Source organism: Paenibacillus sp. FSL H8-0457, assembly GCF_038051935.1.
Lineage (GTDB): Bacteria > Bacillota > Bacilli > Paenibacillales > Paenibacillaceae > Paenibacillus_AQ > Paenibacillus_AQ lautus_A.
The window spans coordinates 5,237,100-5,251,941 of the sequence record NZ_CP150293.1 but is presented as its reverse complement, the minus strand read 5'-3'; the positions used below and the strand labels follow the sequence as shown (position 1 = coordinate 5,251,941).

Annotated in this window: 13 protein-coding genes; 8 read left to right on the top strand and 5 right to left on the bottom strand. The window is 54.7% G+C overall.

From position 1 onward, the window contains the following. Positions 1-88: 88 nt before the first annotated feature. The gene (locus MHI43_RS23460) at positions 89-1,237 is read right to left on the bottom strand and encodes a class I SAM-dependent RNA methyltransferase (protein WP_015736714.1); all 1,149 of its coding nucleotides are present in this window, start codon (positions 1,235-1,237) and stop codon (positions 89-91) included. A 160-nt stretch (positions 1,238-1,397) separates the two neighbouring features. On the opposite strand from MHI43_RS23460, the gene MHI43_RS23455 reads away from it, so the two are divergent. Continuing rightward, positions 1,398-2,033, top strand: coding sequence for an O-methyltransferase (locus MHI43_RS23455; RefSeq protein ID WP_015736713.1), 636 nt, complete (start codon positions 1,398-1,400; stop codon positions 2,031-2,033). 93 nt (positions 2,034-2,126) lie between these two features. Here MHI43_RS23455 and MHI43_RS23450 read toward each other — a convergent pair whose 3' ends face one another. Further along, positions 2,127-3,338 carry an MFS transporter gene (locus MHI43_RS23450; RefSeq protein ID WP_036660192.1) on the bottom strand — a complete coding sequence of 404 codons (1,212 nt, stop codon included), beginning with the start codon at positions 3,336-3,338 and terminating at the stop codon, positions 2,127-2,129. A 237-nt stretch (positions 3,339-3,575) separates the two neighbouring features. Here MHI43_RS23450 and hemE point away from each other — a divergent pair, with 237 nt between their 5' ends. From hemE to taeA, 7 genes are all read left to right on the top strand, one after another. Then, positions 3,576-4,634, top strand: a complete 1,059-nt coding sequence (gene hemE / locus MHI43_RS23445) for a uroporphyrinogen decarboxylase (RefSeq protein ID WP_036660194.1) — start codon at positions 3,576-3,578, stop codon at positions 4,632-4,634. 35 nt (positions 4,635-4,669) lie between these two features. After that, on the top strand, positions 4,670-5,611 hold the full coding sequence (gene hemH / locus MHI43_RS23440; protein WP_015736710.1) for a ferrochelatase: 942 nt from the start codon (positions 4,670-4,672) through the stop codon (positions 5,609-5,611). Between the two features lie 149 nt (positions 5,612-5,760). Beyond that, positions 5,761-7,080, top strand: coding sequence for a CapA family protein (locus MHI43_RS23435; protein WP_015736709.1), 1,320 nt, complete (start codon positions 5,761-5,763; stop codon positions 7,078-7,080). Positions 7,081-7,112: 32 nt separating this feature from the next. Beyond that, on the top strand, positions 7,113-7,886 hold the full coding sequence (locus MHI43_RS23430; protein WP_036660198.1) for a glycerophosphodiester phosphodiesterase family protein: 774 nt from the start codon (positions 7,113-7,115) through the stop codon (positions 7,884-7,886). A gap of 3 nt (positions 7,887-7,889) precedes the next feature. After that, positions 7,890-8,513, top strand: a complete 624-nt coding sequence (locus tag MHI43_RS23425; protein WP_036660201.1) for a fumarylacetoacetate hydrolase family protein — start codon at positions 7,890-7,892, stop codon at positions 8,511-8,513. 32 nt (positions 8,514-8,545) lie between these two features. Further along, on the top strand, positions 8,546-9,352 hold the full coding sequence (locus MHI43_RS23420; RefSeq protein WP_036660203.1) for a DUF92 domain-containing protein: 807 nt from the start codon (positions 8,546-8,548) through the stop codon (positions 9,350-9,352). A 65-nt stretch (positions 9,353-9,417) separates the two neighbouring features. Then, on the top strand, positions 9,418-11,355 hold the full coding sequence (taeA, locus tag MHI43_RS23415; protein ID WP_036660206.1) for an ABC-F type ribosomal protection protein TaeA: 1,938 nt from the start codon (positions 9,418-9,420) through the stop codon (positions 11,353-11,355). A gap of 85 nt (positions 11,356-11,440) precedes the next feature. On the opposite strand, the gene MHI43_RS23410 is transcribed toward taeA, so the two are convergent. From MHI43_RS23410 to pepF, 3 genes are all read right to left on the bottom strand, one after another. After that, a complete protein-coding gene (locus tag MHI43_RS23410) occupies positions 11,441-12,475 on the bottom strand; it encodes a M42 family metallopeptidase (protein WP_036660208.1) in 1,035 nt (344 codons plus the stop codon). Between the two features lie 39 nt (positions 12,476-12,514). Beyond that, complete coding sequence (locus tag MHI43_RS23405) at positions 12,515-12,841, bottom strand: lipopolysaccharide assembly protein LapA domain-containing protein (protein WP_009594827.1); 327 nt, start codon at positions 12,839-12,841, stop codon at positions 12,515-12,517. Between the two features lie 110 nt (positions 12,842-12,951). Then, the gene (gene pepF / locus MHI43_RS23400; protein ID WP_015736703.1) at positions 12,952-14,742 is read right to left on the bottom strand and encodes an oligoendopeptidase F; all 1,791 of its coding nucleotides are present in this window, start codon (positions 14,740-14,742) and stop codon (positions 12,952-12,954) included. Between the last annotated feature and the right edge of the window lie 100 nt (positions 14,743-14,842).

The following is a 14,842-nucleotide window of genomic DNA, read 5'->3' as shown; positions in this document are numbered from 1 at the left end:
CTAATTATAGCTTGGCCCGGCATGAATTCAAACGGCGATGCAGCCAAAAAAGCCGCCCGAAGGCGGCGGTTCAAGCGGCGTCATGACGTTATTCCGCCGATTTGTTGCGCGGTGGCAAGGGCCCCAGATATTGATAATACTGGCACTCGATCCGGCCGTTGAACAGCTTGCGGCGCTTGTCCGCCTTGCGGCCGAAGTAATGCTCGAATTGCTTGGTCGGGCTGATCGCGAAGAAGGACCAGGTCGGAAGCGAATGCATGACGGAGCCGAATTGGCGGATCAAACGTTCAACTTCCTCTTTCTCGCTTAACCGTTCGCCATAAGGCGGATTAGTGATCATACAGCCGAATTCGCCATCAGGAATGGCTTTGGCCGCTGGAAGGACCCTGAAGTCGATTTCGCCGGCAAGGCCCGCGCTTTTGGCAGCGGCTTTGGCTACTTCGATGGCTTTCGGGTCGATATCGCTTCCTGCGATATGGAGCGGAATATCGTCCTTTACCGCATCAAACGCCTCCTCGCGCGCATCCTCCCACAGGCTGTCTCCAATGATATCCCAGTGCTCGGACGGGAACGAACGGCGCAGGCCAGGCGCAATGTTCCAGGCCATCATGGCGGCTTCAATCAGGATCGTGCCCGAACCGCAGCACGGGTCATACAGCGGGCGATGCGGGCCCCAGCGGCTTAACTGCAGCAGGGCGGAAGCCATCGTTTCTTTCAGCGGAGCTTCCGTCACCAGCTTGCGGTAACCTCGTTTATGCAGGGCTGGCCCTGTCGTATCCAGCGTCAGGATGGCTCGATCCTTCAAGAGAGATATCTCGACTACATAACGGGGACCGTTCTCGGGGAACCATTCCGTGCGGTGCGAGAGCTTCAGCTTCTCCACGATAGCTTTTTTCACGATGCCCTGACAGGCGGGAACGCTGCTAAGCTGCGATTTATGGGAACGTCCTTCCACGGGGAATTCGCCATCCGCCGGAATCCATTCCTCCCACGGCAGCGCTTTGGTTCCTTCAAAGAGCTCGTCGAAGGTAAGGGCCGTAAATTCCCCCATCTTGACGAGGATTCGGTCCGACGTCCGGAGCCATAGATTGCAGCGGCAAATATCGATCAGGTCACCCGAAAAGGTAACTCTTCCATTCTCTACTTCCATGTCGGCATACCCGAGCTCTTTCAACTCGCGGGCAACGACGGCTTCCAGCCCCATCGGGGCCGTCGCGATCAATTGTAATCGAGGCATTAACGATGTCAACTCCATTTAACATGTGTACGGCGAGAGTCGCCGCCGGTTCAATCTATATAGTATAGGCGATTGCATTGGCTAAGACAATTATCATATGATAGTTCTCGTTAGGTTTAACGGAGTCAAGGCATGTTATTAGAAAAAGGAGGCAGCTTCATTGCTTACGACCCCTGATGATTATGTTAACCAATTATACCCTGAAGATGAAGAGCTTCAGCTTGTAATAGAAGCCATCCGCGAGCACGGGATGCCGGAGGTTTCGGTGGCACCGGCATACGGCCGGCTGCTGACCATGCTGGTACAGACTGCCGGCGCAAAGAATATTCTCGAAATCGGCGCCCTTGGCGGATATAGCGGCATCTGTTTGTGCCGCGGACTTGCAGCCGACGGCAAGCTCACGTCCTTAGAGCTGAAGGAAGAATACGCGGCACTCGCAGGACGTCATCTGGAGAAGGCCGGATTCAAGGATCAGGTGGAGTACCGCATCGGTCCGGCGGCGGATAGTCTGGAGGTTTTGAAGCAGGAAGGGCGGACATTCGATTTTTTCTTTATTGATGCGGATAAGGAGAACTATCCTCTGTACTTGGAATATGCCATGGAGCTTGCCAATCCCGGTGCCCTCATTGCCGGAGACAACTGCTTTTTGCGGGGCCGGACGCTGAACTCGGAGAAGAACGGTCCTTCGGTTCAGGCCGTCCGCCGTTTTAATGAAATCATCGCGACGGACGAGAGGCTGATCAGCACGCTGCTGCCCGCCTATGACGGGCTGATCCTTGCGCGCGTGAAGGGATGAAACAGATAACACAAAGGGGCTGTCCTCGGGTCGGTTAGACCACGGGACAGCCCCTTTTTGGATAAGACGGTTGCTGTTATTCTGCTGGCAGGCTCAACGGTATTTGGGCGAAGTCTTATGCGAGAACAGTTTCCGTCTCACCCATAACATATTGATGATCAGCAGACAGCCGGATGTAATGAACAATCCTTCGATTCCGATGAATCCGGATAAGAATCCGCCGATCACCGCGCCCAGCATGTTGCCAAGCGCAAGCGAGCTTGTGTTGAAGCCGAAGGAGCGGCTTTCCATGCCGTCCGGCGTGTAGGAGCGAATCAGCGCGTTGACGCTTGGCAGCAGCCCGCCCATGAACACGCCCATCATGAACCGCACGATGATCAGCTGCCACACGGATTGCACGAAGGCTTGCGGGATCAACGTAAGTCCCGTACCGATCAAGGCGTACGTCAGTATGCGGTGCGCGCCGACCTTGTCGCTGAGCTTGCCGAGAATCGGGGAGGCGATCATGTTCGACAGCCCCGTGACCGCCACGACGAATCCGGCCCATATCGCGATATCCACCGCGGATCCATGAAGCTTCTGAACATACAGCGGGAGCAGCGCCATAGGGCTGATCATCGCGAATTGAAGCAGAAACGTGACGGCGAATAACGCCGGCAGCTGCGGAATGTGGCTCAGCTCCTTGAGCCCGGCGATAACCGATGGCTGCGGCGCCTTGGCCGCCCGCTCGCGGTTGAAGTTTTCCTTGACGAGGAACAAGGCGAGCAGCGAGGCCGTAAAGATTAACCCGCCTGTAATATAGAAAATCGGCCGGAAGCCGACCCAGCTGGCCATGAGTCCGCCGATCAACGGACCGAGTATGGTGCCGGCGACTTGTCCGGATTGCATGATGCCCATCGCAAACCCCATCCGATTCTTGGGCGTCGTGCCCGATACGAGCGATATCGCCGCAGGGTTAAATCCCGATATGGTACCGTTCAGCAGCCGAAGAGCCAGCAGATGCCACGGATGGGTGGCAAAGCCCATGCATGCGATGACAAGCGCCATGCCGAAGCCCGAGCGCAGCAGCATGATTTTGCGTCCGTACTTATCGGCGACTTTTCCCCAGATCGGCTGAAAAATAAACGAGGTCAGGAAGTTGGCCGCAAAGATCAATCCGGCCCATACGCCTATCTCCCGGTCTCCTACGACATTCAGGTCCTGCGCCAAATACAATGTCAGGAACGGGGTGATCATGGTCATTCCGGAGTTGACCAAGAACTGCCCGAACCAAAGCACAATGAGATTGATTTTCCAATTGGTCAATGTGCTCTTCACTTCCTTTCTAAGCTGTCGGGTCCGGCGCGAACCGGACGTATGTGGAATTACCCTAAAAAAGCCGTTCTTCCAGTATAACATATTTAAAAAGTGCCAAAAGCCAACAATGTCATAAGATTGTCATGCGATTTTCATAGGATGTCCATGTAAGACGGTTGTTACTTACTTTTAAAAAGGGCATAATGTTCTTTAGGAAACTTTATACACATTGATGGGGGCCTAATCATGACCTATAACGATCAATTCATCCGCGCTTGCCGCAAGCAGGAAGTGGACCACGTTCCTGTATGGTACATGCGACAAGCGGGACGCTACGACCCGGAGTATCGAAAGATTAAAGAAAAGTACTCCCTTCTGGAAATATGCAGTCAACCCGAGCTGGCGGCAGAAGTGACCTTGATGCCGGTACGGAAGCTCGGCGTGGACGCGGCTATTTTATATTCCGATATAATGAATCCCGTTGCCTCGATCGGGGTAGACTTCGATATTGTGAAAAATATCGGTCCCGTAATCGACAATCCGATCCGATCCGCAGCGGATGTAGAGAAGCTTCGCCCGATCGACGTGGAAGGTGATCTCGGCCATGTCTTGGAGACGATTCGCATTCTGGACAAGGAGCTCGACGTTCCGCTCATTACGTTTGCCGGTGCTCCGTTCACGATTGCCAGTTATCTCATCGAAGGCAGACCTTCCAAAAATTATCTTCGCACGAAAGAGCTTATGTACAGCGAGCCGAAGGTATGGTTTTCGCTGATGGACAAGCTCGGCGACATGGTGATCGCTTATTTGCGCGCCCACGTGGCTAACGGCGGGAAAGCGTTTCAATTGTTCGACAGCTGGGTGGGAGCTTTGTCTCCAAAGGATTTCCAAACGTTTGTCCTTCCAACCATTCGGCGTATCTTTGCCGAGCTTCAGGACCTAAGTGTTCCGAAGATCTATTTCCCGGGGGTAAGCTCAGGAGAGCTGCTGCCTACGCTTACGGATCTCAGCACGGATGTCATCGGTCTCGACTGGCGAGTGTCCATTACGGAGGGACGCCGCCGCTTGGAGCATAAATATGCCGTTCAGGGCAATTTGGATCCGACGGTTCTGACCGGGCCTATGCCGGTCATTCAGCAGTATGCCAAAGAAATTATCGATCAGGGGATTCAGGAGCCGGGCTTTGTGTTTAATCTAGGACACGGTTTATTCCCGGAGGCTTCCCTTGAGAAGCTGCGTGAGCTGACATCGTATATTCACGAATACTCCGCTCAAGCACTGCAGGCAGGAGCACAACGCTCTTAAACGTTGAATATTTTATTAGCCAGAGGTGAGATGGTATGAAGAATAAGATTGGCGTATTGGTCATGTCCTACGGCACGCCGGAGAGCATGGAAGGAATCGAAAGTTATTATACGCATATCCGCCGCGGAAATAAGCCGTCGGAAGAGCAGCTCAAGGAGCTGACGGACCGCTATGAGGCGATTGTGGGAGGCGTGTTTCCGCTCCGCGAGAACACGGACCGGCAGGTCCGCACGCTGCAGGATACATTAAATGCGGATCCCCGGGCCATCGATCTTGAGTTTGTGTGTTATCAAGGCTTGAAGCACGCGGCTCCGTATATTGAAGACGGCGTGGAGCAAATGGTCCGGGACGGCATCAAGGAAGCCGTCGGCATCGTGCTGGCTCCCCATTACTCCACCATGAGCATCGGATCCTACGTGAAGCGTGCGCAGGCGAAAGCCGATGAGCTGGGACTTCAGGTTTCGTTCGTGGAGAGCTATCACATGCATCCGAAACTGATCGAGGCTTTTGCAGACCGGGTGTCGGCGAAGCTGAACCAGTTCGAGCAAGCGGGGGCTGTCCGGGACAGCGTGAGGGTGCTGTTCAGTGCCCACAGCCTTCCGGAACGCATCTTGTCCGTCGGAGATCCTTATCAGGATCAGCTGCTTGAGACATCCAAGGCCGTAGCCGAGAAGGCAGGCGTGAAGCAGTGGCAGTTTACGTGGCAAAGCGCCGGCCGGACGGCGGAGCCTTGGCTGGGCCCGGACATTCTGGATACGCTGCAGACGCTGAACAAAGAAGAACAGGTGGAGGACGTGCTGGTCGCGCCGGTCGGTTTCGTATCGGATCATCTTGAGGTGCTTTACGATTTGGATATCGAAGCCAAAAGCATTGCCAAGGAGATGGATATGCGGCTTGAGCGCATCGACTCCTTGAACAGCGACCCGCTCTATATGGAGGCGCTCAGCGACTCCGTGATCACCTTGATTGGACTGTAAGCCGTTATTACCCGAATTTCGAATTTCTCAACAGAATGCTTTGATATGGAACTCCCCGGCGACGGGGGGTTCTATTCTTTATGGGGAAGCTGGTATAATGGGGGAAGCGACTTATTGCGCGAGCTCATGAGTGAATAAAGGAGTGACCTATGCAGCATCTGTCACGATCAGAGAAAAGCAAGGCCGAGAAGAAGGCCCGTAAGCAGCGTACCGGACAGGTTTGGCTCATTCTAAACCTATGCCTGATTTTTATGATCGCTGCTTTGCTTGTCTATCATTTTAAATTCAAGGAAGATCCGGTTCCGCAAACGGCTTATCCCCCTGGTATGCCGGACTTTGGCATGGAAGGGGAGCAGGCGGGAAGCACCGGCTCCGGGCAGCAGGGCGAAGGCGCGGGAACGGAATCGGATCCTTCGAAGACGACGGAGCCCGGCGAACCTCCCGATTCCGAGATGACCGAGCCTGATGGCAGCGCAGCGGATGAAGCTGCCGATGACGAGATGGCAGCGCGGGTGGTCATGCATTTTGCAGGGGATACGTTGTTCTCGGGCAAGGTGGAGGCTGAGCTGAAGAAGCATGGATATGATTATCCCTACAAGCATCTGGGTACCGCATTCCTGGAGGACGATCTAACCGTGCTTAATCTGGAAACCCCGGTTACGACCGGAGGCGTTGGCGCCGCCAACAAGAAATTCGTATTCAAGTCCTCTCCGGACGTATTGCCCGCCCTCCGGGATGCCGGGGTGGAAGCCGTTAATCTGGCTAACAATCACATTCTGGACCAAGGGCAGGAGGGGCTATTGGATACCTTGAAGCACCTGAAGGACCATGATATCCGTTATGTGGGCGCGGGCCGGAACGAGGAAGAAGCCTTTGCGGCCCAGTATTTCGAACGACAGGGCATGACGGTTGCCCTGCTGGGCTTCAGCCGCGTCCTGCCGGAGACGACCTGGTATGCGCTGGAGAACAGGCCGGGGGTCGCCGGGGCTTATGACCATGTGCTGCCCAAGGCGGTTGAAGCGATCCAGGAGGCAAGGAACAAGGCCGATCTGGTGGTTGTCATCGCCCATTGGGGGGAGGAGCTTCATAAGACGCCGAATGTCCATCAGATCAATCTGTCACGCGCATTCATTGACGGCGGCGCCGATCTGATTATCGGCGGCCACCCGCATGTGCTGCAGGGATTGGAGCAGTACAAGGGCAAGTGGATTGCGTACAGCACCGGCAATTTCATCTTTACCAAATCATCGAATGCGGATACGTGGAAAACAGCCGTGTTCCGGGCTTCATGCAGCAAGCAAGGAGACTGCGACCTGAAGCTGACGCCTTACCGTACGGAGATCGGACAGGTCATTCCGCTTGAAGGCAAAGAAGCCGAAGCCCTGCTGAAAGAGGTCCAGGAGCGATCCGTCGGCGGCGTCAAAATAGCGCTTGATGGTGAAGTTATAGCAGGCAAGGCTGCAGACTAATTCGTTAAACGTTACATCAAGGAGGTCCCACCATGAACAATTTATGCGTGGCTCACCGGGGGTTTTCCGGTAAAGCGCCTGAAAATACGCGCGCAGCCATTCAGATGGCGATGGATGAGCCCTTCGTGCATTGGATGGAGATTGATGTGCAGCTGACTCAGGACGGGGTCCCTGTCGTGATCCATGACTTCAGCGTGGATCGTACGACGACCGGGAAGGGCAAGGTGAAGGATCTGACCTGGCAGCAAATCCGGAGGATGGACGCCGGAGAATGGAAGGGACGCCAGTTCAGGGGAGAGCAGGTTCCATCGCTGGATGAGGTCCTGCAGCTGGTCAAAGGCCGATTGAAACTAAACATCGAACTCAAAACGAGCGGGGACATGTATCCCGGCCTGGAAGCCGCTGTCCTGGAGCGGATTCAAGCCCACCGGATGCTGCCGGACGTGGTGCTTACTTCGTTTGAACCGAAAGCTTTGATGAAGGCAAAGGAATTGGAGCCCGACGTAAAAACCGGACTAATCATCGATGCGCATCCTCGCAATTTGTTGGCACGCTTGAAGCAAATGAGATGTTCCTTTTTATCCATCGGCTATTCCCACCTGGATGCGGCTTTTGCGTCGGATCTGGTGAAGAACGGCATTACGCCCATGGCTTGGACGGTGGATGATGCGAAGAGCATGAGATCGCTCGCCCGAATGAATCCCGCCATCATGATCTGTACGAACCGGCCCGATACATGGGGCCAAATCTTTATTCATAAAATTGCACCAAAAGTTCCGTTCTGGCGAAGAAAATGGAGGTTTTAATTGATGTGTGCCCTAGTGAATAACGTTTATTGTGTAGGACGTAATTACCAACTGCATGCGGCGGAGCTCGGCAATGCCGTACCGGAAGAGCCGATGATTTTTCTTAAACCATCGCATGCCGTCGTTCCGCTGGACGGCAGCGTGCTGAAGCTGCCGATGGGCAGGGGCAGCCTTCATTTTGAAGGCGAGCTTGTTATTCAGCTTGCAGAGGATTACGCGCCAGGCAAGACCGTGGACGAGCTTGTAAAAACGATGGCCCTGGGCATCGATTTCACGCTGCGTGACGTACAGACGGTCATTAAGGAGAAAGGACACCCGTGGACGGCGGCAAAAGCGTTTAAATCTTCCGCACCGCTTACGCCATCCATTGCTTTCCCGGGAACCGCCAAGCTTGAGGATAAGGATTTTACCGTCTGGAAGAACGGCGCCCAGGTCCAGCGGGGGAATGTGAAGGATATGATCTTCTCTCTTCAGCGCATCATCGATTACATCGGCGAGCATTACGGTCTTGGTCAAGGGGATTTGATCTTCACAGGCACGCCGGCCGGCGTGGGACCCACGGAATCCGGCGACGTGTTCGAATTGTTCTGGGGAGACGTCCGTCTGGGCCGCTGCGAAATCGGGTAATCTGACAAGCATTAATATGGGAGGGATCGCGGATGGATTGGCTGATCGGGGCAGCGGGTGCCGTCATCGTGGCAGGAGCCGCTTACAGGAAACGATCGTTATCGGAATCCGGAGCCTTAGCCGCTATTCTGATGGGTACCATATATTACGGAGCAGGGAACGCGTTTTGGTTCGGAACCCTGCTTCTTTTTTTCATAACGTCCACGCTGCTCTCGCGGCATGGGAAGCAGCGGAAGGCGGACCTGGAGAAATCCTATGCCAAGACCGGCCGGCGGGATGCCGGTCAGGTCTTCGCCAATGGCGGAATCGGCATGGTGCTGTGTCTGTTGAACGTATGGATTCCGTCTCATCTGTGGGTGAACCTGTTTATAGGCGTCATGGCTACGGTGACGGCGGATACCTGGGCCACGGAGGTGGGCAGCCTTAGCCGGAAGCCTCCGCGTTCCGTGCTGAACGGAAGGGTGCTGACAGCCGGGGAATCCGGCGGCGTGTCCTGGGTCGGCTCCGCCGCCGCGGCGGCGGGGAGTACGCTGATTGGGGCAGGCGGATGGCTGCTGGCCGAGTGGAGCGGCATGAATGCGGATCTGTTGCCGTATGTCCTGGCTGCCCTTGCGGGCGGCATGGTCGGAGCTTTTGCCGATTCGTACCTCGGTGCGACCATGCAGGTAATGTATCGCTGCCCGGTGTGCGGCAAATCGGTGGAAGTGTCTCGACATTGCGGCCAGGATACGGTGCGCATGCGCGGACATGCCTGGATGTCCAACGATGCGGTCAATCTGGTCAGCTCATTGCTTGGCGGCGCGGCAGCTTATGGGATTGCGGCGTGGATTGCGTTATAATGTATCCGTCTTAGTGATGAAGGAACGATCAACGAAATCTATAAATGTAAGTAGGGATCATAACTATGAATATATTGACCGTGGAACAGGTAACGAAAAGCTATGGAGACAAAATTCTGTTTCAGGATGCTTCCTTCGGGATGGAGGACCAGGATAAAATCGGGATCATCGGCGTAAACGGCACGGGGAAATCCACGTTTATGCGCGTTATCGCGGGGATTGAGCCGCCGGATGCCGGTAAAATATCGATGGGCAATCGCATCCGGGTGCGTTATCTGGCCCAGAACCCCGAGTTTGATCCGGACAATACCGTCCTGCAGCAGGTATTTGAGGGCGATCTTCCAGAGATGAAGGCGGTCCGGGAGTACACCGAAACGATGGAACTGCTGGAGCTGCATCCGAATCGCGAAGACCTGCAGCAGAAGCTGCTGAAGCTCAATCAGACGCTGGATACGCTGCAGGCGTGGCAGCTGGAAAGCGATGCGAAAACCATCCTGTCCAAGCTGGGCATCCGGAATTATGACGCGAAGATGGGGACGCTCTCAGGCGGCCAGCGTAAGCGGGTCGCATTGGCTGCGGCCTTGATTCAGCCTTCCGATCTGCTCATCTTGGATGAGCCGACTAACCATATCGACAATGAATCCGTGGCCTGGCTGGAACAGTATCTGCAGAAGCGCCGGGGTGCGCTGCTCATGATTACGCATGATCGGTATTTTCTGGACCGGGTGGCCAATGTCATGCTGGAGCTGGATCACGGGCGGCTGTTTCGATATGAGGCGAATTACAGCCGCTTTCTGGAACTGAAGGCGGAGCGCGAGGAGCGTGAGGCTGCTTCCGAGCAGAAGCGCCAGAATTTGCTGCGAAGCGAGCTGGCCTGGATTCGCCGAGGAGCCAAGGCGCGTACGACCAAGCAGAAGGCGAGGATCGAACGATTCGAGAAGCTCAAGGATCAGGAGATGGTACACAGCTCCGGCGAACTGGACGTCTCGGTCGCTTCCACCCGGCTGGGACGAAAAATTCTGGAGATTGAAGGTCTGCGGAAGAAGAGCGACGACAAAGTTCTCATTCAGGATCTTTCCTACATTGCCGTTCCCGAGGATCGGATTGGCATCGTTGGCCCGAACGGCAGCGGCAAATCCACGCTGCTCAATCTGATTGCCGGGCGGCTTCAGCCGGATGCCGGGGAAGTCGTGCTGGGCCCCACGGTCAAGCTCGGTTATTTCACCCAGGAGCATCAGGAGATGGACGGCAGTCAGCGAGTGATTGAGTATATCAAGGATGAAGCGGAGGTTGTCCGCACGGCGGACGGCTCGGCCATTACCGCGGCCCAGATGCTGGAACGCTTCCTGTTCCCGCCGGCGCTGCAGTGGACGCCGATCGCCAAACTGTCCGGGGGCGAAAAGCGCAGGCTGTACCTGCTGCGGGTGCTGATGAGCGCGCCGAACGTGCTGCTTCTCGATGAACCGACCAATGATCTGGACATTCAGACGCTGTCCGTCCTGGAACAGTACCTGGATGAATTCCCGGGCGTTTGCATCGTGGTATCCCATGATCGCTTTTTCCTGGATCGAACGGTGGACAAGATCATGGCGTTTGAGGGCAACGGACAGATCCGTGTCCATGTCGGCTCTTACAGCGAATATGCCGAATGGATGCAGCGCCATGGCGGCGAAGCCGCCGGGGGCAAGGCGGAAGCATCCAGTGCCAAGCCTGCTTCGGGAGGCTCAGGCAGTGCTTCCGCTCAGGAAACGCCGCGGGAGCGCTTGAAATTCAGTTATAAAGAACAGCGGGAGTACGAGCAGATTGACGGTCTTATCGAAGCCGCCGAGAACAAGCTCGCTTCGATTCAATCGGAGATGGAGACCGCCGGCAGCGATGCGGCCAGGCTTCAGGAGCTGATGAAGTCCCAAGAGGAGACGGAAGGCGAGCTGGAGCATTTGATGGAGCGCTGGACCTATCTGAACGAGCTTGCGGAGAAGATTGAGCAGAGCAAGAAATCCTGAATATGCAAGCGAAACACCCATAACAAAGGGGCGTCCCCAGGCTTAAGGCCTTGGCGGGACGCCTCTTTTTCTGTATGGAGATGACTTATTTCACGTAGGCAGCCAGCAGCTTAACGGTGTTAAGAACAGCCTGTTTATGCGTTCTTTCCATCGCATGGGATGCATGAACGCCGGGACCGATCAGCGCAGCCTTGATGTTGCTGCCGGCGGAGAGCGCCGCGGATGCATCGGAGCCGTAATGCGGGTACACGTCCACCGCATAAGCAATGCCTTCGCTTTCAGCCAGCTGGATCAGACGGCTGGTCATGCCGTAGTCGTAGGGACCGGAAGAATCCTTCGCGCAGATGGATACATCGGTTTCCTTGCAGCTCAGGTCATCGCCGATGCAACCCATATCGACCGCAATCAGTTCATGGATGTCGGCAGGAATGTAGGCGGCGCCATGTCCGACCTCTTCATAGTTCGAGATGAGAAGCTTCACATTGTAGGCAGGCTTCCAGTTATCCCGCTTCATGCTTTCGAGCAAGCCGAAGAGGGCCGCGACGCTGGCTTTGTCATCCAGATGGCGCGATTTGATGTAACCGCTCGGCGTAATGACCGCACGCGCATCAAAGGACACAAAATCACCAACGCCGATTCCGAGTTTCTTCACATCTTCGGCAGACTCCACCAATTCGTCGATCCGGACCTCCATATGGGCTTCCTGGCGCTTGAAATCACGGGCATCGCTGTACACGTGAACGGAAGGATGCGTGGACAGGATCGTGCCCGTATATTTCTTGCCGCTGCGCGTATGGATGATGCAGTATTCATTCTCGATGCTGTTCATCATGTATCCGCCGACGGAGGTAAGCCGGAGCGTCCCTTCCGATTTCACGGCACGAACCATGGCGCCGAGCGTGTCCACATGGGCACTCAGGCCGACGGTTCGGCTGCCGTCTTGTCCGGGAACGGACAGGATGGCTCCGCCTTTCTCATTCCATTCCAGGGAAACTCCAAGCGAAGCGGCTTCCTGCTCGATCCGCTTCATGATATCGTGTGTATATCCGGTAGGGCTCGGCGTATCCAGCAGTTCTTTTAGCAGGCCCAGCACGTATGTTTCATTCGGTTGTATCGACACGGGTTGTTATGCCTCCTTGGTTCGATGGGACAGCCTTCCTTATTCAACGGGAGCGTCCTTCTGATCTTTCTTGTTTTCCTCTTCCGCAGCTTGTATTTCAGGGGTGTATCCCGTTACTTCACGGATATGTATGAGCTGCTCCGCTAACGAACGGATTTCCTTCTGCATTTGATATTGACGGTAAATCCCGAACGTGCCGACGATCAGTCCCCCGATCAGCGAGCATCCGATAATCAGCAGAATCAGCGGTACGTTGACGGTGCCGAATAACAGGTTCACGGCAACCGGATTGACATTGATGACGGCGAACACAGCCGTAATCAGGGCAAACAATAAGGCTGCGATTAACGACCATTGAATTTTCATGGGGAACACCTCCTTCCTCCAAACAGTATAAAATCCCTCGCCCGTAAAGGGCAAGGGATTTTATTCCACTGGTCAATTGAGATTAGCTCAAGCCCGCAAAAGCCGGCTGTTTATTTCGTCAACTGCTCCATCTGGTTGATGACGTCTTCAAACACGCTCATCGCCTCACGGATCGGCTCCGGAGAAGACATATCCACGCCGGCCTTCTTGAGGATGTTGATGGAGTAGTCGCTGCCTCCGCTCTTCAGGAAGCCGAGATAACGGTCAACGGCAGGCTGGCCTTCCTCCAGGATTTGCTTGGAGAAACTGGTCGCAGCCGAGAAGCCGGTCGCGTATTTGTACACATAGAAGCTGTTGTAGAAATGAGGAATCCGTGCCCATTCCATGCCGATCTCTTTATCCACCTGCATGCCTTTGCCGTGATATTTCACGTTCAGCTCGTAGTAGATGTCGGAAAGATCCTGTGGCGTCAGGGATTCGCCGCTTTCCACGCGTTCATGCACGATCTTCTCGAACTCGGCAAACATCGTTTGACGGAATACCGTTGTCCGGAATTGATCGGCATAGTAGGTCAGCAGATACATCTTCTGCTTCGGATCCTTGGCGTTCTTCAGCAGGTAATCCATCAGCAGCGCCTCGTTCGTGGTGGACGCCACTTCGGCCAGGAAGATGGTGTACTGCGCATCACGGTATTTCAAGGCGTTGTCGGAGTAGTAGGAGTGAAGCGCATGACCCATCTCGTGGGCAAGGGTAAACATGCTGTTCAGGTTATCTTTATGGTTCAGCAGAACATATGGATGGGTGCCGTATGCGCCCCAGCTGTACGCGCCGGTCCGTTTGTTCTCATTCTCGTACACGTCGATCCAGCCGTTGTCATAGCCTTCCTGCAGGCTGCTGAGATAATCATCACCAAGCGGCGTAAGGCCTTCCTTGGTCATTTGTTTCGCTTCCTCGTATGTGATATCCCATTTGTACTCTTCTACGAGCGGAGCGAACAAATCGTACATATGAAGCTCATCCACGCCCAGCAGCTTCTTGCGGAGCTCCATGTAACGGTGAAGGAGCGGCAGGCTCTCGTGAATGGTGTCGATCAGGTTCGTGTAGACTTCCTTCGGAATGTTATCCCCATAGAGAGCCATTTCCAGAACGGAAGGGTACTTGCGGACGCGGGAGTAGAACATATTTTTGTTAACGTTGGCGTTCAGCGTAGCCGCAATCGTGTTTTTCTGCTTGCCGTAGGTTTCGTAGACGGCTTTGAAGGCACGCTCGCGAACCTCGCGGTTCGGGCTCTCCAGGAATTGAATATAATTGCCGTGCGTAAGCTCGACGTCCTTGCCGTCCTCGTTTTTGATTTTCGGGAATTTCATGTCCGCATTGTTGAGCATGCCGAAAATGGTCTGCGGTGCAGAGGAGAGGTTGCCGACTTGAGCCAGCAGCGCTTCTTCCGTCTTGGACAGAACGTGCGCTTTCTCCCGTTTCATCTCCGTCAGCGTGAATTTGAATTCCTTCAGGGTAGGGTCCTCGATCAGTTTATCCAGTTCCGCCTCGGACAGGGACAGAATTTCAGGCGTGATGAAAGAGAGGGCTTCTCCGGCTTCGACGTTCAGTTTTTTGGCTTTGGCGGTTAGTGCTTGATATGTAGGGTTTGCCGTATCTTCGTCATGGTGCATATGGGCGTATACGTATAAGCGTTCGGCATGGTATGAGATTTCGTCTTCGAGCTCGAAGCATTCCTTGATGGAAGCTGCGTTGTTTAACTTGCCTTGGTAATCGGCGGTTCGTTTCAGCAGATTCTTCAGCTCCGCAAAGCTTGCATCCCAAGCCTTTTGATCAGCAAATAAATCCTCGAGTTTCCATTGATGCTCTTTAGGGACATCAGCGCGTTTCAACAATTGTTCCATGGAAATCCTCCTTGAATGATATGGATTAGTTGGAGTCCGGGTTCCTTCAGACAAGACTTCGGAGCGGGCAGCGGATAGAGCTAGCAGGCTGATGGCAAGC